This is a genomic window from Streptomyces sp. NPDC048659, from assembly GCF_040650575.1.
Classification (GTDB): Bacteria; Actinomycetota; Actinomycetes; order Streptomycetales; family Streptomycetaceae; genus Streptomyces.
The window spans coordinates 12,071-31,046 of sequence record NZ_JBEZHM010000075.1; the positions used below are offsets into that span (position 1 = coordinate 12,071).

Annotated in this window: 17 protein-coding genes and 1 pseudogene; 13 read left to right on the forward strand and 5 right to left on the reverse strand. The window is 74.3% G+C overall.

Going from position 1 to position 18,976, the window contains the following annotated elements; genetic code table 11:
* The first annotated feature begins 7 nt into the window (after positions 1–7).
* The 5 genes and pseudogenes from AB0C99_RS35180 to AB0C99_RS35200 all read left to right on the forward strand — a co-directional run bounded on the left by AB0C99_RS35180 (position 8) and on the right by AB0C99_RS35200 (position 4,113).
* The gene (locus AB0C99_RS35180) at positions 8–661 is read left to right on the forward strand and encodes an isochorismatase family protein (protein ID WP_362483843.1); all 654 of its coding nucleotides are present in this window, start codon (positions 8–10) and stop codon (positions 659–661) included.
* 80 nt (positions 662–741) lie between these two features.
* Positions 742–1,050 (forward strand): hypothetical protein, encoded by a 309-nt coding sequence (locus AB0C99_RS35185; RefSeq protein ID WP_362483845.1) that lies wholly within the window; start codon positions 742–744, stop codon positions 1,048–1,050.
* Positions 1,051–1,174: 124 nt separating this feature from the next.
* Positions 1,175–1,759, forward strand: a complete 585-nt coding sequence (locus AB0C99_RS35190; RefSeq protein ID WP_362483847.1) for a hypothetical protein — start codon at positions 1,175–1,177, stop codon at positions 1,757–1,759.
* Positions 1,720–2,127 (forward strand): annotated as a pseudogene (locus tag AB0C99_RS35195) (suppressor of fused domain protein); the annotation flags it as partial. The gene AB0C99_RS35190 and the pseudogene AB0C99_RS35195, both read left to right, overlap by 40 nt.
* 567 nt (positions 2,128–2,694) lie before the next feature.
* Entirely contained in the window at positions 2,695–4,113 is a 1,419-nt protein-coding gene (locus AB0C99_RS35200; RefSeq protein ID WP_362483849.1) for an MFS transporter, read from the forward strand.
* A 98-nt stretch (positions 4,114–4,211) separates the two neighbouring features.
* On the opposite strand, the gene AB0C99_RS35205 is transcribed toward AB0C99_RS35200, so the two are convergent.
* On the reverse strand, positions 4,212–5,966 hold the full coding sequence (locus tag AB0C99_RS35205) for a VanW family protein (RefSeq protein ID WP_362483851.1): 1,755 nt from the start codon (positions 5,964–5,966) through the stop codon (positions 4,212–4,214).
* A 134-nt stretch (positions 5,967–6,100) separates the two neighbouring features.
* Here AB0C99_RS35205 and AB0C99_RS35210 point away from each other — a divergent pair, with 134 nt between their 5' ends.
* From AB0C99_RS35210 to AB0C99_RS35240, 7 genes are all read left to right on the forward strand, one after another.
* Positions 6,101–6,949, forward strand: coding sequence for an IclR family transcriptional regulator C-terminal domain-containing protein (locus tag AB0C99_RS35210; RefSeq protein ID WP_362483852.1), 849 nt, complete (start codon positions 6,101–6,103; stop codon positions 6,947–6,949).
* Between the two features lie 117 nt (positions 6,950–7,066).
* Positions 7,067–7,387, forward strand: a complete 321-nt coding sequence (locus tag AB0C99_RS35215) for a putative quinol monooxygenase (protein WP_362483854.1) — start codon at positions 7,067–7,069, stop codon at positions 7,385–7,387.
* Positions 7,388–7,514: 127 nt separating this feature from the next.
* Positions 7,515–7,808, forward strand: a complete 294-nt coding sequence (locus AB0C99_RS35220) for a hypothetical protein (protein ID WP_362483856.1) — start codon at positions 7,515–7,517, stop codon at positions 7,806–7,808.
* 60 nt (positions 7,809–7,868) lie between these two features.
* Positions 7,869–8,906 carry a phosphoesterase gene (locus AB0C99_RS35225; RefSeq protein WP_362483858.1) on the forward strand — a complete coding sequence of 346 codons (1,038 nt, stop codon included), beginning with the start codon at positions 7,869–7,871 and terminating at the stop codon, positions 8,904–8,906.
* A gap of 45 nt (positions 8,907–8,951) precedes the next feature.
* A complete protein-coding gene (locus AB0C99_RS35230) occupies positions 8,952–11,177 on the forward strand; it encodes an NADP-dependent isocitrate dehydrogenase (RefSeq protein ID WP_362483860.1) in 2,226 nt (741 codons plus the stop codon).
* Between the two features lie 107 nt (positions 11,178–11,284).
* Positions 11,285–11,575, forward strand: coding sequence for a hypothetical protein (locus tag AB0C99_RS35235; RefSeq protein WP_362483862.1), 291 nt, complete (start codon positions 11,285–11,287; stop codon positions 11,573–11,575).
* Between the two features lie 113 nt (positions 11,576–11,688).
* Positions 11,689–13,416 (forward strand): sigma-70 family RNA polymerase sigma factor, encoded by a 1,728-nt coding sequence (locus AB0C99_RS35240; RefSeq protein ID WP_362483864.1) that lies wholly within the window; start codon positions 11,689–11,691, stop codon positions 13,414–13,416.
* A gap of 11 nt (positions 13,417–13,427) precedes the next feature.
* On the opposite strand, the gene AB0C99_RS35245 is transcribed toward AB0C99_RS35240, so the two are convergent.
* From AB0C99_RS35245 to AB0C99_RS35260, 4 genes are all read right to left on the reverse strand, one after another.
* Positions 13,428–14,186 carry a CAP domain-containing protein gene (locus tag AB0C99_RS35245; protein ID WP_362483866.1) on the reverse strand — a complete coding sequence of 253 codons (759 nt, stop codon included), beginning with the start codon at positions 14,184–14,186 and terminating at the stop codon, positions 13,428–13,430.
* Between the two features lie 105 nt (positions 14,187–14,291).
* Positions 14,292–15,179 (reverse strand): universal stress protein, encoded by an 888-nt coding sequence (locus AB0C99_RS35250; RefSeq protein WP_362483868.1) that lies wholly within the window; start codon positions 15,177–15,179, stop codon positions 14,292–14,294.
* 259 nt (positions 15,180–15,438) lie between these two features.
* Positions 15,439–16,851 carry an acyl-CoA dehydrogenase gene (locus tag AB0C99_RS35255; protein WP_362483870.1) on the reverse strand — a complete coding sequence of 471 codons (1,413 nt, stop codon included), beginning with the start codon at positions 16,849–16,851 and terminating at the stop codon, positions 15,439–15,441.
* A 156-nt stretch (positions 16,852–17,007) separates the two neighbouring features.
* Entirely contained in the window at positions 17,008–17,466 is a 459-nt protein-coding gene (locus AB0C99_RS35260; protein ID WP_362483872.1) for an Rrf2 family transcriptional regulator, read from the reverse strand.
* 435 nt (positions 17,467–17,901) lie between these two features.
* Here AB0C99_RS35260 and AB0C99_RS35265 point away from each other — a divergent pair, with 435 nt between their 5' ends.
* A complete protein-coding gene (locus tag AB0C99_RS35265; protein WP_362483873.1) occupies positions 17,902–18,822 on the forward strand; it encodes a glutathione S-transferase C-terminal domain-containing protein in 921 nt (306 codons plus the stop codon).
* The last annotated feature ends 154 nt before the right edge of the window (positions 18,823–18,976 follow it).

The following is an 18,976-nucleotide window of genomic DNA, read 5'->3' on the forward strand; positions in this document are numbered from 1 at the left end:
ACAGCCCGTGCCCAGCACCACGTCCGGCGCCGCCGCGGGCGGCCCCACGCCCCCGCGCGCCGCCCCCGCACCCCTCGACGCCCTCACCGCCGACAACAGCGCCCTCTTCCTCATCGACTACCAGGAACGCATGTACAAGGGCGTCGGCGACCGCGACCGTAACCAGATGCACCGCGCCGCCGTCGCCGCGGCGAAGGCGGCCGCGATCATGGAGATCCCCACCGTCCTCACCCTCATCAACGCCCAGTGGAACGGCGACTTCAACGCCGAGGTCGCCGCCCCCTTCCCCGGCCAGGAGGTCATCGCCCGCACCGTACCCGGCTTCGACGCCCTCGCCGACCCCGCCGTCGACGCCGCGCTACGGGCCACCGGCCGCCGCAAGATCGTGCTGTCCGGACTGTGGACCTCCATCTGCATGTCCTTCACCGCCCTGCACGTCCTGCGCGAGGGATACGAGGTGTACGGGATCGTGGACGCCGCCGGAGACGTGTCCCGGGAAGCGCACGACACCGGCGTCACCCGCATGGCCCAGGCCGGGGTCGTACCGCTGACCTGGATGCCCCTGGTCTCCGAATGGATGGCCGACTGGTCCAACCCCGCCTCCGGCGCCCTCCACGACCAGGTCTACGCCACCTACGACATCATGATGTCCATGCCGTAGACGACCAGACGCACCGGACGCTCGCCCGGCACACCGAGAGCGCGTCCGGCCGCCGTGGCCTCCATACGGGCAGCTTCCGCATGACCGCACTCAACGGCAGGCCGGCCTTGGCGTACAGTGCCGTGGCGCTGGGCGGCTTCTGCGTCGGCGTCTGCGCCGCCGGACTGTTCGCACGCCGGCGGGTGGTCAGCGCTACCTGGGGCGCCTCACTGGGTCTTGCGTTCGCCGCCGTGTCGATGGCCTTCCTGACGGCTCTCCCCACCGGGCCCCTCACCGCGGCCTCGGTGGCGACCGCCCTCACCGCGCTGATGGCCTTTCGGCACCGTCCTCGCGCAGGTGCCGTGCCTGGCGGGATTCCTCACCTGGGCACCGGCGCGAGCGGCCGGTAGCTGCGCCGCCGGGTATCCCGTGACCATCGTGCCGGGGGGCTCCGCGATCACGGCCCTGCCGTACGAGACCGGGCTCTCCGCGCCGCAATGGGCGGCGGTCTTGTAGGAGGTGCTGTGGATCGCCGTGACCACCACCGCCCTGGCCGCCGTGGTCCTGGGACGCTCCGTGGTGGCGATCTCGGTCGCCTCCGCCGCCGCCCAGTACTTCCCGGTGACCATGATCGCCGACGAGCAGCACGCCCGTCGCCCCCTGTCCATGACCGCCTTCCTCACCGTCGGCATCATCGTCGGCCTGGCCGTCTGCGCCCAGGGCAGACAGGCCGAGCGCTACGCCCGCACACCGTCCGCCGCCGAAGACCTCCAGGAGGCGGTCCTCAGGCCCCTGCCCTCCCACCTGGGCACCCTCGACATCGCCCGGCTCTACCGCCTCGCCACCGACGACACCGGCGTCGGCGGCGACTTCGTCGAAGCGCTCCACACCCCCTACGGCACCCGCTTCCTCATCGGGGACGTCCGAGGCAAGGGACTGCACGTCGTACAGACCGTCACGGACGTGCTCCGCGCGCGGTCGCGGCGCGCTGAAGCTCCGTTCCTGGCCTTCGCACCTTCGCGGTCAGCCCGGGGCCGCGCGCCAACCTCTGGACATACGTCACCGCCGGCTGCTGGTCCGCAAGGGAGAAGCACGGACAAGGACTGGAGTTCGCCCTGACCGCTCCAGTGGGCGACGAGAGCTTCGTCGACCTTCTCGCGAAGATCGCGTACTACCATGCTGGACACCGTCTTGACCTTGAACACAGCATGCCCATCGGCGAGCCATGGATCCCCGGGTCCTCCTGCGACCACCTGCTCGTCAGCCTGCCCTACCTCTACGGGCCGGAGCTCGAACATTGCCCCTTGCCGAACGGCCACGCGCGCATCCTGTGGACTCTTCTCGTGACGGAGAACGAGATCGCTTTCCGTCGCGAACACGGCCACGAAGCACTTGAGCGGCTCTTCGATCAGAACGAGATCGACCCCTTGGATCCGAAACGCGCCTCCGGCAACGGGGGACCGGGGCAGTTCCTCAGGAGGATGTGAGTGCGGAGGAGGTCGCGCTTGACCCTGACCATAGCCGGAGCGTTTGCGAAGCTGACTCTGGTTACTTGGTCTTTGACCTGGCCGGAGTTCCAGGCTCGACGGACCGGCGACGATCGCGTCCCGGTCGTGGAAATCCGTCGGCGCACTGCCGCAGGGCGCAGGCAGCCCTTCGACGCGCTCGTGACGGCCGCCTGAGGCGAGGCGGTGAGACGTGCCGCGGGCGGTTCCCCTGGAGGGCTGTCCGCGACACGCCGCTGCCTTCTGGCTGTCAGTGGATCCGAGGGGTGAATGTCCGAGTTCAACGCTCCGTAGTCAGTACCGAACCAGCACAGGATCCGGAACCCCACCCCCAAATAGGGGCGCAGTGTGCAAACCTGACAGGCACCTCCAGGCCCCGCCGAGCGCCGTCCGGCGGAGCTCGGCGGGGCATGGAGAGGTGGGCATGGTGGCGGCGCGCACCTGTGGGCCCCGAACTGTGGTGTCCCGCCATATACGCCCCTGACCTGCGGATTCCTACGGTGTGGCGGTACCCGACAGTCCCCGTCACCCCGCTCGGAAGTGGTGCACATGGCCGCCGCAACTCCCGCCCCCACGCCCCCCGGTTCCCTCAAGCGCATCGTCGCCGCGTCCCTCATCGGGACCACCATCGAGTGGTACGACTTCTTTCTCTACGGGTCGGCCGCCGCGCTCGTGTTCAACAAGTTGTTCTTTCCCGAGTCCGACCCGCTCGTCGGGACGCTGCTGTCCTTCCTCACGTACGCCGTCGGGTTCGCCGCGCGGCCGCTCGGGGCGCTCGTGTTCGGGCACTACGGTGACCGGCTCGGGCGGAAGAAGCTGCTCGTGCTCAGTCTGCTGCTGATGGGCGGGGCCACGTTCGCCATCGGGCTGTTGCCCACGCACGCCGTCGTCGGGTCCGCCGCGCCCCTGCTGCTCACCGCCCTGCGGCTGGTCCAGGGCTTCGCGCTCGGCGGCGAGTGGGGCGGGGCCGTGCTGCTCGTGTCCGAGCACGGGGACGCCCGGCGGCGCGGCTTCTGGGCCTCCTGGCCGCAGACCGGGGCGCCGGCCGGGCAGTTGCTCGCCACCGGTGTGCTCTCCGCGCTGACCGCGCTGCTCTCCGACTCCGCCTTCCTGTCCTGGGGTTGGCGGGTGCCGTTCCTGCTCTCTGGCGTCCTCGTCATCGTCGGGCTCTGGATCCGGCTCTCCGTCGACGAGTCGCCCGTCTTCAAGGCCGCCCTCGCCGCCGCCGAACAGCGCAAGGCCGACACCGCCGGACAGGCCGAGCGGATGCCCCTCGTCGCCGTCCTCCGGCACCACTGGCGTGACGTGCTCATCGCCATGGGCGCCCGGATGGCCGAGAACATCAGCTACTACGTCATCACCGCGTTCATCCTCGTCTACGCCACCACCCAGGTCGGGCTCTCCAAGCAGACCGCCCTCAACGCCGTCCTCATCGGCTCCGCCGTCCACTTCGCCGTCATCCCGCTCTGGGGCGCCCTCTCCGACCGCGTCGGACGACGCCCGGTCTACCTCGTCGGCGCGGTCGGCGTCGGGCTCTGGATGTTCCCCTTCTTCGCCCTCATCGACCAGGGGACCTTCGGCAGCCTGCTGCTCGCCGTGACCGTCGGACTCGTCCTCCACGGCGCCATGTACGCGCCCCAAGCCGCCTTCTTCTCCGAGATGTTCGCCACCCGGATGCGCTACTCCGGCGCCTCCATCGGCGCCCAGTTCTCCTCCGTCGCCGCCGGCGCCCCCGCCCCGCTCATCGCCACCGCCCTCCTCGCCGACTACGACAGCTCCACCCCCATCGCGCTCTACGTCATCGCCGCCGCCCTCCTCACCGTCGTCGCCGTCGGCTGCGCCCGCGAGACCCGGCACCGGGATCTCGCCCGGATCGACGGGGAGGGGGACGGGGGCGGGGACGACCTCCATCCGGAGCCGGGGCCGGTCGGGGCGGCCGTTCCCGGGGGCGTGCGTCGTGATGCCTGATGGTTCGTGATAGTCCGTGAGGGCCTGTGACGGGCCTATGCCGAAGGGTCCCCTCCCAAGGTGGCAGGGGACCCTTCGGCATAGGCCCGTCCGTCAGCTCACTCGGGCTTCTCGCCCACGCACGTCACCTTGTCCCGCGGCGTGTAGTGCGTCGTGAACGTCTGTCGCTTCACCTCGGTGCCGCCGTTCTTGAAGACCCGCTCCACCTTGATGTCGAAGCCCTCCAGCGGATCCTGGACCTCGCACTTCGCGCTCGGGTCCTTGCGCTCGGCCGGCGGCTTCACGTTCGTGCGCGGGCCCGCGACCGCCTCCACCGAGTCGTACTTCTTCGTGCCGAGGAAGCTGATCGTCACCGACTTGTCCGTCGCGCCCGCCTTGATGTAGATCGGCTTGCCCGAGTCGTTGCGGAACTTCAGGTCCAGCGAGCCCCAGGCCACCGTGGCCTCCCGGCCGGCCGGGTAGCGCTCGATGTAGAACGAGTGCGCGCCGTGCTCCACCGGCTGCACACCGGCGAAGAACAGGGCGTTGTACATCGTCGTCGCGACCGCCGACACGCCGCCGCCCGGCGCCGTCTGGTACTGCCCGTCCATGATCATCGTGCCGTCCACGAAGCCGTTCGCCTTCGTGCGCTCGCCGACCGTGCGGTTGAAGCTCCACACCTCGCCCGGCTTCACCACCGAGCCGTTGATCAGCTCGGCCGCCCGGCCGATGTTGATCGTCCGGTACGGGGCGGTCGGGAAGTCCACGGTGAACGTCGACATCTGCTCCGTGATGCCCAGCTTCGGCAGCGACGCCGCCGTCAGTTCCGGCTGGGTCACCTTCGTCGCCACCGGGGCCGTACGGGCCGCCGCGCCCTCCTTGGCCAGCAGCGGCTCCACCGCCTGCCCCAGCGCCTCGGCCGTCACCTCGCGGCCCGGGCGGCCGTCGCGCTCGACGACGACCTTGCCGTTCCGGACGCCCAGCGTGGCCTCCACCGGGGCGCCCGCGAAGCTGTCCAGCGGCCGGGCCACGTCGGGGTCGCGCATGAGGGACGCCGAGTCCAGGGAGGCCGACAGCCGCCCGTCCGACGCCTTCACCTTCAGGTGGTCGCCCAGGGTGGCCGCCGGTATCGCCAGCCGCTTGTCGCCCGAGGTCAGCGTCACCGGACCCGACACCGCCGGAGCCGCGACGTCCGTCATGAAGCGCGAGACCTCCGTCGCCGACACCTTCGGCTGCGTCACGGCCACCGGCAGGACGACCGGGGCCGAGCCCGCCGGCGCCGGGTAGGCCCCGCGCAGGGCGTCCACCGCCGCCGTCGTGTCCAGCGCGCGCCCCTCGCGCGGCTGGGTCGCCACCGCCTTGCCGTCCTTGAACGCCACGGCGCCCTCGCGGACCGTGCGGTCGTGCTCCTTCGCCGCCTCGGCGACCGCCGCCCCCGCCTTCGTACCGTTGAAGGCGACCACCGGCTCGATCTCCCGATCCGACGAGGAGAAGAGCCGGCCGATCACCGTCACCGGGTCCTTCGACGGGTTCGCCGCCTTCTCCGCCGTCGCCGCCGCGTCCACGGTGAGCCCCGCCGACGCCGGGTCCACCGTCGCGTCCGTGTCCCCGATGCGGACCTTGATCGGAGCCTGCCAGGAGGCGGGAGCGGCCGAGGTGAGCCGCGCCGCGGCCTCCGCGCGGCTCAGCCCGCCGATGTCCACCCCGTCGACCCGGGTGCCGGCGGATATGTCGTCCCCGGCGGTGACGAGGCCCGCCACGTACAGCCCTCCGGCGACGGCCGCGACCGCGCCGGTCGCGAGCGCCGCCTTACGTATGTGGCCGCGGCGCCCCGAGGGGCCCGCGGCGGCGTGGTCGGTCGTGGAGCGGCGCACACACCCTCCCGGTGCGGTAAGGAGTCAGGGGTATCAGTACACCGTACGCGGAATCGGTCCTTTCGGGCCATGAGCCTCATCTCACCCCCGATCCGGGAACCGTTCGCCCCCCGGCGAGCCTCTAGGGTGGGACGGTGCCCCCGTCCCCGTCCGGCCCCCAGTCCGTCGACCGCGCCCTCGCGCTCCTCGACGCCGTCGCCGACGCCGACAGGCCCGTCCCCGCGAAGGCCCTCGCCCGCACCCTCGGCTGCGCCCTGTCGACCGTCTACCACCTCGCCGGTCCGCTGCTCGACCGCGGCCACCTCGTCCGCACCCCCGAGGGGTACGCGCCCGGGCCCCGGGTCCCCGCCCTCCACCGCGCCTACCAGCGGCACCACGGGCTCGGCTGCGGCCCGAGCGTGGGCATGGGAATGGGAATGGGAATGGGCACAGGTATGGGCTTGGGCGGCGATGCCCGCGGCGGCGGGATCAGTGAGCTCCTCGGGCTGCTGCGTCGCACCGCGGGCGCCGAGGCGTACTTCACCGCCTACCGGGACGGCCGCATCACCGTCGTCGACACCACCGCGCCCGTGACCGACACCGACCACCCCTTCGTCCCCGGCGCCGAGGCCCGCGCCCACGCCACCGCGCACGGCAAGGCCCTGCTCGCCGCGCTGCCCGCCGCCCAGCGCCGCCGCTACCTGGCAGCCCACGGCATGGCCCGCTTCACCGAGCGCACCATCACCAGCCCCGAGCGCTTCGAGGCCGAACTGGCCCGGGTGCGCGAGCGCGGCTTCGCCGTCTCCGTGGGGGAGGCGGACCCCGCGTACACCTGCCTGGCCACCGTCCTGCCCAGTCCCAGTCCCGGCCCCGGCCACGGGCCCGTCCACGCCCTCTCCGTCTCGCTGCCCACCGAAGGCTTCCGGCAGCGGCACGGCGCCGTCCGGGCCGCCCTCGCCCGCGCGGTCCCGCTCTTCGCCGCCGCGCTGCCGCCCGCCCCGTAGCCCTGCGCGCCCCGTAGCCCCCCGCGCCCCCGCGCCCCGGCGGCCCCCTTTCCGGCCCTGCCGGAATCCCGCGCCGCCCCGCTGGCCCCGCGCGCCCCGGCGGCGCACGGTGGAGGCATGATCTTCATCGCCGTACGGTTCACCGCCCGCCCCGAGTCCGCCGACACCTGGCTCGATCTCGTCGCCGACTTCACCCGCGCCACCCGCGCGGAGCCCGGGAACCTCTTCTTCGACTGGTCCCGCAGCGTCGACGACCCGCACCAGTACGTCCTCCTGGAGGCGTTCGCCGACGCCGAGGCCGGGGCGGCCCACGTCCAGTCCGCCCACTTCAAGGCCGGTCTGGAGGCCATGGCCGGTGCCATCGCCGCCACCCCCGAGATCATCAACGTCGAGGTCCCGCAGCAGGGCTGGGGCGCCATGGCCGAGCTCGCCCGCTGACCCGGCCCGCGACGCCCGACTCCCGCCGCCCCGGCGTGAATTCAGCGCCCCGGCGCATACCTGTGCGCCGGGGCGCTGTGGCATGATCACACTGACATTCGATGTGCGCGGCACCGGGGGGTCGACCGTGGGTACGTTCATTGGCGTGGTGATCGTCGCGCTCGGGATCGCGATGCTGACCGGCGGCATCGCAGCCATCCGGACCGGCTGGCTGTTTCCCTTCCAGTACCGCTGGGTGCGACGCCCCGCCGTGCAGGGCTGGGCGCAGGTCCTGATGGGCACGGCCTTCCTCGTCCAGGGCGGCACGCTCCTCCTCGCCGGCGAAGACGTGCGGCAGGCGGGCTCGCTCGTCGGCATGGGCGTCCTGATCGCGGGCCTGGCCCTCTCCACCGTCGCCCAGATGTGGAAGCGCACGCCCTGACGCGTGTCGTTCGGGTGCCTCCAGCGGGCGGTCCCGGCCGCCCCGGGGTCGAATCGAGGCATGGCACCCTTCGACAGGCCCCGTACCGGCGGCTCCCCGAGGAGCGTCGCGACGGCCGGTGACACCTGGTGGTACGCCGCCGTCGCCGCCGAGGCCGCCGGATCGTTCAGCGCCCGCATACGCATCCGGATGCGGCGCGCCTGCCTCGCCGCCGTCCTCCTGCTCACCGTCGCCTACGCCGGACTCGTGCTCACCGCGACCGGCCGGCGCTGGGGGGACGCCGCGCTCGCCGGGCGGCTCGCCGACCCCGCCGTCGCCCAGTTCCTCCGCGAACATCCCTCGCTCCGCGGCCTCGGCACCCTCTCGCTGGTCCTCGGCGTGCTCCTGCTCGCCGGCATCGGCGCGCTGCGCAAGCGGTACGCGCTCACCGGCGCCGCCCTCGGCACCGTCGCCGCCGCCCTCGTCGCCGCCGAGCTCCTCCAGCGGTACGCGCCCCGCCCGCACCTGGTCGACGCCTCCGGCGCGGCCGTCCCCAGCGGCTTCCCCGGCAGCGTCCCCGTGCTCGCCGCCGGCACCGCCCTCGGCTTCCTCCTCGTCGTGCCGCACCGGCTGCGCACCCCCGTCGTGGGCCTCGCGAGCCTGTGGGCCGTCGCCCTCGGCGCGTACGGCATCGCCTCCGGCCGGCACCGCCCCGGCGACGTGATCGCCGCCGACCTGCTCGTCCTCGCCGCCTTCGCCGCGGCCGCCGCCCTCCTCGCCCGCAAGGGCAAGATCCGCCCCGCCGCCCGGCGCCGGATGCCCCCGCAGCGGCTCCTCGTCTCCGTGCCGCTCGTCCTGGTCGCCGTCGCGGGCCTCGCCGCCGGGGCGTACCTGCTCGGCTCCAGCCTGCCCGGCACCGGCCCGGTCCCCGCCGACCTGCCCCGGCTCGCGCACCGCTGCGGCCAGGCCCTCGCCGCGGGCACCGGCGCCGCCGTCGCCGCCGTCCTGCTCGGCCTCCTGCGCCGCGTCGACCTCGACCCGGGCCCGGCCCCGTACCGGCTCGCGAATCCCGTTCCCGAGGACCCCTTTCCCGAGGAGCCCGATCACGAGATATCTTGATGTCGAGCAATCTCGCAGACGCAGACGTGGAGCGGAGCACACCCGGTGACTGACTCGACCATCATCTACACGCACACTGACGAGGCGCCCGCCCTGGCGACGTACTCGTTCCTGCCCGTCATCCAGGCGTACGCCTCGACGGCCGGGATCAACGTCGAGACCCGTGACATCTCCCTGGCCGGGCGCATCATCGCCAGCTTCCCCGAGCGCCTCGAAGAGGGCCAGCGCATCGCGGACGCCCTCGCGGAGCTCGGCGAGCTCGCCAAGACGCCCGAGGCCAACATCATCAAGCTGCCGAACGTCTCGGCCTCGATCCCGCAGCTCAAGGCCGCCGTCGCGGAGCTCCAGGCGCAGGGCTACGCCCTCCCGGACTACCCGGACGACCCGCAGAGCGACGAGGACAAGGACGTCCGCGCCCGCTACGACAAGATCAAGGGCAGCGCCGTCAACCCGGTCCTGCGCGAGGGCAACTCGGACCGCCGCGCGCCCGGCGCCGTCAAGAACTACGCCAAGACCCACCCGCACCGCATGGGCGCCTGGACCCCCGAGTCCAAGACCAACGTCGCGACCATGGGCGAGAACGACTTCCGCTCCACCGAGAAGTCCGCCACCATCGCCGAGGCCGGTGCCCTGCGCATCGAGCACGTCGCCGCCGACGGCACCGTCACCGTGCTCCGCGAGTCCGTCCCGGTCCTCGCCGGCGAGGTCGTCGACGCCTCCGTCATGCGCGTCGAGGCCCTGCGCACCTTCCTCTCCGAGCAGGTCGCCCGCGCCAAGGCCGAGGACGTCCTGTTCTCCGTGCACCTCAAGGCCACGATGATGAAGGTCTCCGACCCGATCGTCTTCGGCCACGTCGTGCGCGCCTTCTTCCCGAACACCTTCGCCAAGTACGGCGAGGTGCTCGCGGCCGCCGGCCTGTCCGCCAACGACGGCCTCGGCACCGTGCTCAACGGCCTCGCGGCCATCCCGCACGGCCTCGGCGACGAGATCAAGGCGTCCTTCGACGCCGAGCTCGCCGAGGGCCCCGCCCTCGCCATGGTCGACTCCGACAAGGGCATCACCAACCTGCACGTGCCGTCCGACGTCATCGTCGACGCCTCGATGCCGGCCATGATCCGCACCTCCGGCCACATGTGGGGCCCGGACGGCCAGGAGGCCGACACCCTCGCCGTCCTCCCGGACAGCTCCTACTCCGGCGTCTACCAGGCCGTGATCGAGGACTGCCGCGCCCACGGCGCCTTCGACCCGTCGACCATGGGCTCCGTCCCGAACGTCGGCCTCATGGCGCAGAAGGCCGAGGAGTACGGCTCCCACGACAAGACCTTCGAGATCGCCGCAGCCGGCACCGTCCGCCTCGTCGACGCCTCGGGCGCCACGGTCCTGGAGCAGGAGGTCGCCGAGGGCGACATCTTCCGCGCCTGCCAGACCAAGGACCTGCCCATCCAGGACTGGGTCAAGCTGGCCGTCACCCGCGCCCGCGCCACCGGCGCCCCGGCCGTCTTCTGGCTCGACGAGACCCGCGCCCACGACGCGCAGCTCATCGCCAAGGTCAACGCCTACCTGCCGGAGCACGACACCGAGGGCCTGGAGATCAAGGTCCTGTCCCCGGTCGAGGCCACGACGTTCTCCCTGGAGCGCATCCGCCGCGGCGAGGACACCATCTCGGTCACCGGCAACGTCCTGCGCGACTACCTGACCGACCTCTTCCCGATCCTGGAGCTGGGCACCAGCGCCAAGATGCTCTCCGTGGTCCCGCTGATGGCGGGCGGCGGCCTCTTCGAGACGGGCGCCGGCGGCTCCGCCCCGAAGCACGTCCAGCAGCTCGTCAAGGAGAACTACCTCCGCTGGGACAGCCTCGGCGAGTTCTTCGCCCTGGCCGCCTCCTTCGAGCACCTCTCCACCACCACGGGCAACGCCCGCGCCCAGATCCTGGCCGACACCCTCGACCGCGCCACCGGCACCTTCCTCAACGAGGACAAGTCGCCGACCCGTCGCCTCGGCGGCATCGACAACCGCGGCAGCCACTTCTACCTCGCCCTGTACTGGGCGCAGGAGCTGGCCGGCCAGACCGAGGACGCCGAGCTCGCCAAGGCGTTCGCGCCGCTGGCCGAGACGCTCGCCGCGAACGAGCAGAAGATCGTCGACGAGCTGATCGCCGTCCAGGGCTCCCCGGCCGAGATCGGCGGCTACTACCAGCCCGACCCGGCCAAGGCCGCCGCCGTGATGCGCCCGTCGGCCACCTTCAACGAGGCCGTCGCCACCCTCGTCTGATCGCCGAGGACCCCCACGCGGGCCCGGTACCGCCCCGGCCGGACATCGTTCCGGCCGGGGCGGTCGCGTCGGTGGCGCATCCGCCGTTCGGGTGTGAGTCTGGATGGATGAGCTGGGCATCATGGACGACCGCCGGTGTCTACACCGGGCGTGGCGGGGTGCTGACCGTCGAGGCGGGCGTGCTCACGGGAGATCTGACCGTGCACACCACCTACATCGACGCGGAGGCACGTGTGGCCGTGCAGTACAGCGGCGCATCCGACTGGTTCACCATGTCGGGCAGTCCGGTCCCCTGCGGGTCGGAGGAGCAGAGCCGCGACCTGCACGACGCGGTCGTCGCGGCGGTACGGGAAGGGGGCGGGGCGACCGTGCCCACCCTGCCGCACCTCTCCGGGTAGCGGCCCCGGCCGGAGAACCCACGGAAAAGTGTTGTCCCGGAGGCTCCCCTGGGTCTCCCGACGACGACCCGCACCGGGCGGGCACCGTCACCGGGCACGAGGGAGCACAGCACATGGACAGCGTCGAGCACCGCACCGCCGAGCTGGTCGAGGCGGCGCGGGCCGGTGACGCGCGCGCCGGCGACGAGCTCGTCCGCGCCTACCTCCCGCTCGTCTACAACATCGTCGGCCGCGCCCTCGACGGGCACGCCGACGTCGACGACGTCGTCCAGGACACGATGGTCCGCGCCCTCGACGGCCTGCCGGGCCTGCGCGACCCGGAGCGTTTCCGCTCCTGGCTCGTCGCCATCGCCATGAACCGCGTCCGGCACCGCTGGCGCGAGCTCCGGCAGGCCCCGCTCTCCGGCCTCGACGGGGCCGCCACCCTCGCCGACCCGGCCGGCGACTTCACCGAGCTCGCCATCCTCCGCCTCGGCCTCACCGGCCAGCGCCGCGAGGTCGCCGAGGCGACCCGCTGGCTCGACGAGGACGACCGGGAACTGCTGTCCCTGTGGTGGCTGGAGGCCGCCGGCGAACTCACCCGCGCGGAGCTCGCCGCCGCCCTCGACGTGCCCGCCCGGCACGCCGCCGTCCGGGTCCAGCGGATGAAGGCCCGCCTGGAGACCGGCCGCGGCGTCGTCCGCGCGCTGGCCGCCGTACCGCCGTGCCCTGAGCTCGGCGAGACCACCGAGGGCTGGGACGGCCACCCCTCCCCGCTCTGGCGCAAGCGCCTCGCCCGCCACCTGGACAGCTGCGCCCGCTGCGCCCCCACCCGCCGCGGCCTCGCCCCGGCGGAGGGCCTCCTGGTCGGCTTCGGCCTCGTCCCCCCGCTGCTCGCCTGGGCGGCGGGCGGGGACGGGCCGCAGGGGGCGGGGGCCGGGACCGGGGGGATGGAGTCGGTGGGGTGGGAGGGGCCGCTTCCGGCGGGGGAGGCTCCGGCGGGGCCCGTCCCGGCCGACCGGCCCGCGGCCTCTGGGCCCGCACCCTCAGGTCCCGCCCCCTCAGGTCCCGCCCCCTCAGGTCCTGCATCCTCCGGCTCTGCACCCTCTGGCTCCGCGCCTTCCGGCTCCGCGCCTTCCGGCTCCGCGCCTTCCGGCCCCGCGCCTTCCGGCCCCGCGCCTTCCGGCCCCGCCCCCTCCAGCCCCGCACCGACCCACCACGCGCGGCCCGGCGGGTCCGGGCGGCGGGGGTGGGCGCTCGGGGCCGCGGTCGCCGTGCTGGTCGGCGGCGGGCTGCTGCTCGTACCGGAGATACCCGACGCGGCGGAGAAGCCGGATGCGCCGGAGGCGCGCGTCGAGTCGCGGGGGCCCGTGTCCCCGCCCGCCCCCGCGCCCCCGGCCGTCCCGCCTGCCGTGACCACACCGCCCCCCTCGCCCCGCCCGACGCCGAGCCCCAGCCGGAGCGCGGCGCCGCGGCCGAGCCTGGAGGAGCGGGTCAACGAGCTGGTCAACGCGCACCGGGCCGAGGCCGGTTGCGCCCCGCTGCGGAGGGACCCGACGCTCTCCGCCGTCGCCCGCGCCTACGGCCGGGACATGGTCGCGCGCGGCTACTACGGGCACACCAGCCCCGAGGGCACGGACGCCGGGAAGCGCTTCGAGAACGCCGGCTACTCCTGGAGCGCCTGGGCCGAGAACCTGGCCCAGGGGCAGGCCGACCCGGCGGCCGTCGTCGCCGACTGGATGGCCGACCCGCCGCACCGCCGCAACATGCTCGACTGCGCCTACCGGGACACCGGCGTCGCCGCGGTGCGCGGGCCCGAGGGCACGCTCTGGGTGCAGGAGCTCGCCGCGCCCCTGGGGTGAGCTGCGAGGCCCTACGGGGAGGCGAAGTCCTGTACCCACCAAGGTCCGTTGTCCGCGAGGCTCACCCCCACGCCGACCTCCTTGAAGGCGCAGTTCAGGATGTTCTTGCGGTGGCCCTCGCTCTTCATCCAGCCCTGGACCGCCTCCGCCGCCGTGTGCGGGCCGCGGAAGATGTTCTCGCCCCAGGTCGACCAGTCGTATCCGGCGGCCGTGATCCGTTCGCCGGGGGTGCGGCCCTCGGGGCTGTTGTGGGCGTAGTACTCGCGGTCGGACATGTCGTCGGCGTGCCGCTGCGCCGCCTTCCGCAGCTTGCCGTCGGAGCGCAGCGGGTCGCAGCCGGCCTTGCGGCGCTCGGAGTTGGCGAGCGAGAGGACCTGGTCGATGTACTGCGCGGCGGACCGCGCCGCCACCCGCGTCACGGGCTGGGCCGATCCGGAGCCGGGGGAGGTGTCGGCGACGGCCGGGGCCGCGCCGGTCGTCCCGGCCGGCACCGTCGCCACCGGCAGCGGGGCGTCCGCGGCCTCCGGAGCGGTGTCGGCCCCGGCCGGGGTGCCCCGCGCCGCCAGGTACACCCCGGCGGCGACCGTCAGGGTGGCGGCCAGCACTCCCGCCGCCGTCACGGCGGTACGGAACGGGGCACCGCCCGCGAGGCCGGTGCGGTCCCGGCGGGGGCCGCCGGGCGGCTTGCGGTGCCGGCCGCGGGCGCCCCGGCCGGGCGGCGGGCCTGGACGGGGACCGGCGGCGGCTTCGTCGTACGGGTCGTGCTGCATGGGCTCCGCTCTCTGTTCGAGGCCGCCGGACCGTCCGGCGCTGGGAGAGCCACCGGGGCGACGGGCCTATCACTTTCCGGCCCCGGACAGCGCGACACTCCTTCGTCAATCCTGAGCGTCAACCTCGTGCGGGACCACTGCGACGGGGCAGGGCGCGAGGTGCAGCGCCGCGTGCGCCACGGAGCCGATCCGGGAGCCGAGCGCCCCGCGCCTGGCGCGCCGTCCGACGACGAGCAGCTGGGCGGAGCCCGAACCCGACAGCAGCACCTGCCCGGCGCTGCCCAGCTCGACGTGCTCGGTCACCGGCACGTCGGGGTACCGCTCCCGCCACGGGGCGAGCGCCTCGCGCAGCGCCTTCTCCTCGTACGGGACGAGACCTCCGGCCTCGTCGGCGAGGGCCAGCGAGCTCGGGCTGTACGCGAGGAGCGGCGGCAGGCTCCAGGCCCGCACCGCCCGGACACCGGCCCCGCGCGCGGCGGCGGTCTCGAAGGCGAAGCGCAGCGCGGGCGCGCTGTCCTCGGGGCTGCCCTGCTGGCCGACCAGCACCTCTCCGGTGGGCGGCTCGGCCGAGGCGCCGTCGCGGGAGCGGACCGCGACGACCGGGCACCGGGCGGCGGCGATGATCTGCTGCCCGTACGAGCCGAGGAGGTAGCCGGTGACGGCGCCGTACCCGCGCGAGCCGATGACCAGCAGGTCGGCGTCCAGCGCGGTGTCGAGCAGCGCGGCGACCGGGGTGTCGCCGACGATCCGCGCGGTGAGCTGGAGCTCCGGGTGGCGTTCGCGGACCCTGCTCTCGGCCTCGCGGAGCACGTCCTGCGCGGCCTGCTGCTGGGTGGCCGGGTCCTGGAGGAGCGGCAGGTCGAGCGGTTCCCAGCGCCAGGCGTGGACGATCCGGAGCGGCAGCCCCCGGTGCTCCGCCTCCCGCGCGGCCCAGTCCGCCGCGGCCAGGCTCTCGGGGGAGCCGTCCACTCCCGCGACGATCTCACGACTCATCAGGCTGCCTCCGTCGGCTCGGCGTCGGGGCCGGCCGGGACGCCGGCCCTCGTGTCTCCAGCTTGGGCCCATCGGCCGCCCCGGAAGAGGGCCGTTGGTCCCTGGCCGACGTGCCGACCGGCCCTGATCGGACCCCGCGCGCCGGCCGAGCCGGTGGGTCGAGCCTAGGTCCTGGAGCCCGCGGATCACGGCCGCTCCCGCCGGTCACCGTCCGGGGCGCCCGCCTCGCCCCGCCCCGGACGGCCCGCCCCGCCGCCCCTTAGGCCAGCAGGGTGAGGCGGGCGTGGGTGCCGTTGAGGTAGTGGTCGCCGATGTCGCGGAGGCGGTGGTCCGGGGAGACCGGGGCGGTGAGGGCCCGGACGTTGCGCCAGAAGCGGTCGAAGCCCTGGCCGGCCGTGTGCGGGCGGGCCGAGGTCGCCGGGTCGACGAGCTCCAGGATGCGGGTGGTGATGTCGACGGCGGCCCGGTTGGTGACCGTCTCCGCCGCCGCCACGAGCACGGCGATGTCGGCGAGGTCCTCGACGCCGAGGGAGCGTTCCTCGACCAGGCCGTGGGCGAGGGCGTCGGTGGCCCGCTCGACCACCGCGGCGGCGGCGTGCGCGGCCGTCGCCAGCTCCCCGTAGGCGAGCAGGAGGTACGGGTCGTCGCCGGGGCCGCCGTCGGCGTAGCCGGCGAGTCCCGGGGCCGGGAGGGCGGCGGAGGCCCGGCCGACCGCGCGGCCCGCCGGGCCGGTGCGGGCGAGGGCTCCCGCGTGCCCGGGAGGGAAGTCCGCCGCGAACGCGGCCCGGCCCCGGGCTCCTTCGGCGGGCGGCGGCGCCGCCTGGGTGGCGCGGCTGATGTCACGGGCCTCGGCGAGCGCGCCCTCGGCGATCCCGAGCCCGACGTGGACGAGGAGCAGCCGCAGGGCGAGCGGCGCCAGGGTCGAGTACGGGGCGACGGCGTGCTCGTCCTGGGGGAGCGCGCCGAGTACCTGCGCCGCCGTGACCGGGACCTGGTCGAAGGTGACCGTACCGGCGCCCGCGAGGCGCTGGCCGACCCGTTCGGGGCCCGCGTCGGTGAAGACGGCCGGGTGGGCGGGGTCGACGAGGACGATGAGCAGGTCGCCCGTCTCCGTACAGCGGGCGCCCACGACCAGCCGGTCGGCGACGGTGACGCCGGAGGCGTAGGGGCGCCGCCCGTCGAGGACGTAGGCGCCGCCGCCGGCGGGGGTCAGGGTGAGCGCGTCGGGCGCGGTGTCGGCGCGGGGCGGCTCGACCGCCCCGGCGAGCAGCCAGCGCTCCTCGGCGGTGCGGGTGTCGAGGTCGAGCGGCCCGGCGGCGGGGCCGAGGAACCGCGAGGTCCAGGACAGCACGCAGTGGTGGGCGAGGAGTTCGCCGATCGAGCCGTCGGCGGCGGAGATCTCCCGGATCACCCCGCAGGCGGACCGCCAGTCGGCCCCCCGGCCGCTCGGCCCCGGCGCGGTGAGCAGGGCGGGCAGTCCGGCCTCCTGGAGCCGGGCCACCTCGTCGAAGGGGGCCTTGCCCGCGCGGTCCCGGGACAGGGCGTCGACGGCGAGGTCGTCGGCGAGTTCCCTGGTGACGCGGGGCCAGATCTCGTCGTCGGCCGGGCGGTCGGCCGAGCGGTCGACCGGCGCGGAGGTGGGCCGTATCGCGGACTTCTTCGGCGTTCTCACGTCACCTCACATGATCCCTAGTATCCCCACTGGAATAGTAGGGATAGTGACAGAGGGGTGCCCCGGGCCCCAAGAGGCGTCCGCATGGCGGACAATGACATCTTGAAAGGTGGTACGGGACACCCCCGACCAGCGGATACGGGTGCCTGTCGACGGTTACGGATTGGTCCAGGCGTCCGGGTCCTCCGCCAGCGCCACCACCTCGGGCGGCAGCTTCGCCGAGGCCAGCTCCGCCAGCGACACCCCGTCGAGCACGTTCCGCACGTTCGCCCGCAGCGCCACCCACAGCGTCAGCAGCGACTCGGCCGGACCGGTGTACGTGAGCTCCGGCGGGCGCACCCCGCGCACCGAGACCAGCGGGCCCTCCACGCAGCGGATGACGTCGGCGACCGAGATCTCCGCGGCGGGCTTCGCCAGCCAGTAGCCGCCGTTGCCGCCGCGCTGGCTCTGCACCAGGCCGCCCTTGCGCATGTCGCCGAGGATGCCCTCCAGGAACTTGTGGGAGATCCCCTGGCAGTCGGCGATGGCCTCGGCCTTCAGTGGCCCGGTGTCCTGGGCCGCGGCGAGCTGGAGGGCGGCCCGCACCGCGTAATCGGCCCTGGCTGAAATGCGCATACGCGCATTATTCCGCACCCTTGACGGGGGGCGTGGACGATCCCACACTCGTGAACGGGAAACCGAGTGAACAGGTAGGGAACCATGGGAGCCACGGACACGGCGGACAGGGCGCGCCCCCTCCGCCTGCCGCGCTCCCTGCCGCTCACCTCGCGCCGCCACATCGACCTGCAGCGGGTGTGCAGCGCGGCGTAGCGCCCGTACGGGGGAACGGCCCCCGCCGGACCCGGACCCGGATCCGGACCCGGTCCCGGCCCCCGTCCCACACCGCGGCCCGCGCCGGCCACCGTTCCGCGCCCCGCGGAGCCCGCCCCCACCCGCACTCCGCACCCGCGTACCGCACCCGCACTCCTCACCCGTATCTCTGCTGCCTCCGGCGCGCGCCGACGCCGTCGTGCGCCCCGCGACCCAGCACCGAGCACCCCAGGGAGAAGCATGTCCATCACCCGCGACACCCGCGTCACCAGCGCCACCGGCCCCGCCCCCGTCGCACTCCGGCCCGAGGACCTTCCCTCCGTCGTCCCCTCGATCGTCCCCGCCACCGCCGCCCCCGCCTTCCGCGGCCGGATCGGGCGCGACGTGCGCAGCGGCCACTACGCCGTCCCGCGCCGCTACCGCCTCCACCTCGCCCCCGCCGACCCCGGCTGTCTGGGCCTCGCCGTCACCCACAGCCTCCTGGGCCTCGACGAGGCGCTCCCGCTGACCGTCCTGCCCGCCACCCCCGACACCGCCGACGGCGGCTACGCCACCCTGCGCCCGCTGTACGAGGCCAGCGCCCACCAGTACGCCGGACCCGCCGCCGCACCCGTCCTCAGCGACGAGTGGACCGGCCGGATCGTCTCCACCCACATCCCCGACATCCTGCGCGACCTCGCCCTCCGCTTCCGCGGCGACGGACCCGAACTCCTCCCCGAAGGCCGCCAGGACGAGATCCGCGCCGTCGCCGACCTGTGCGCGCGCAGCGTCCACGCCGCCGCCCAGCGCGCCGGCGAACTCGGCCTCGACGACCAGGCCGCCCACCACGACCCGCTCACCGTCCTCTTCGCCGCCCTCGGCTCCCTCGAACGGCGGCTCGCCCGCACCCCGTACGTCCTCGGCGACGCGCCCACCGCCGCCGACGTCACCGTCTGGGTCACCCTCGTCCAGCTCGACACCGTCCACCGCTGGCACCTCGACGCCGCCGCCATGGAACGCGTCGCCGACCACCCCGCCCTCTGGGCCTACGCCCAAAGGCTCGCCGCCCAGCCCGCGTTCGGCCGCCACCTGGACATCGAGGCGGTCCTCGCCCACCACCGCGCCCACTGTCGCGGCCGCGAGGCGGCCGGCGCGGCCATGCGGATCGTCGACTGGGGCTGACGGGCCCCGCCGGATCACGGGGCACGCCGCTCCGCGACCGGCCTCAGCCTTTTCCAGGTCCGGCGCCGCACCGTGAGGTGCAGCGCCGCCGTGCGAACGGGTGGGTTACGAGGCGTGGAGCTGCCGGACGGTCGCCAGGGGCGCGTCGTCATCC

Excerpts from the sequence above, each read along its gene's own strand:
- AB0C99_RS35185 (WP_362483845.1), top strand. The coding sequence starts at position 742 with ATGACCGCACTCAACGGCAGGCCGGCCTTGGCGTACAGTGCCGTGGCG.
- AB0C99_RS35200 (WP_362483849.1), top strand. The coding sequence starts at position 2,695 with ATGGCCGCCGCAACTCCCGCCCCCACGCCCCCCGGTTCCCTCAAGCGC.
- AB0C99_RS35215 (WP_362483854.1), top strand. The coding sequence starts at position 7,067 with ATGATCTTCATCGCCGTACGGTTCACCGCCCGCCCCGAGTCCGCCGAC.
- AB0C99_RS35225 (WP_362483858.1), top strand. The coding sequence starts at position 7,869 with ATGGCACCCTTCGACAGGCCCCGTACCGGCGGCTCCCCGAGGAGCGTC.
- AB0C99_RS35235 (WP_362483862.1), top strand. The coding sequence starts at position 11,285 with ATGAGCTGGGCATCATGGACGACCGCCGGTGTCTACACCGGGCGTGGC.
- AB0C99_RS35240 (WP_362483864.1), top strand. The coding sequence starts at position 11,689 with ATGGACAGCGTCGAGCACCGCACCGCCGAGCTGGTCGAGGCGGCGCGG.
- AB0C99_RS35245 (WP_362483866.1), bottom strand. The coding sequence starts at position 14,186 with ATGCAGCACGACCCGTACGACGAAGCCGCCGCCGGTCCCCGTCCAGGC.
- AB0C99_RS35250 (WP_362483868.1), bottom strand. The coding sequence starts at position 15,179 with ATGAGTCGTGAGATCGTCGCGGGAGTGGACGGCTCCCCCGAGAGCCTG.
- AB0C99_RS35260 (WP_362483872.1), bottom strand. The coding sequence starts at position 17,466 with ATGCGCATTTCAGCCAGGGCCGATTACGCGGTGCGGGCCGCCCTCCAG.
- AB0C99_RS35265 (WP_362483873.1), top strand. The coding sequence starts at position 17,902 with ATGTCCATCACCCGCGACACCCGCGTCACCAGCGCCACCGGCCCCGCC.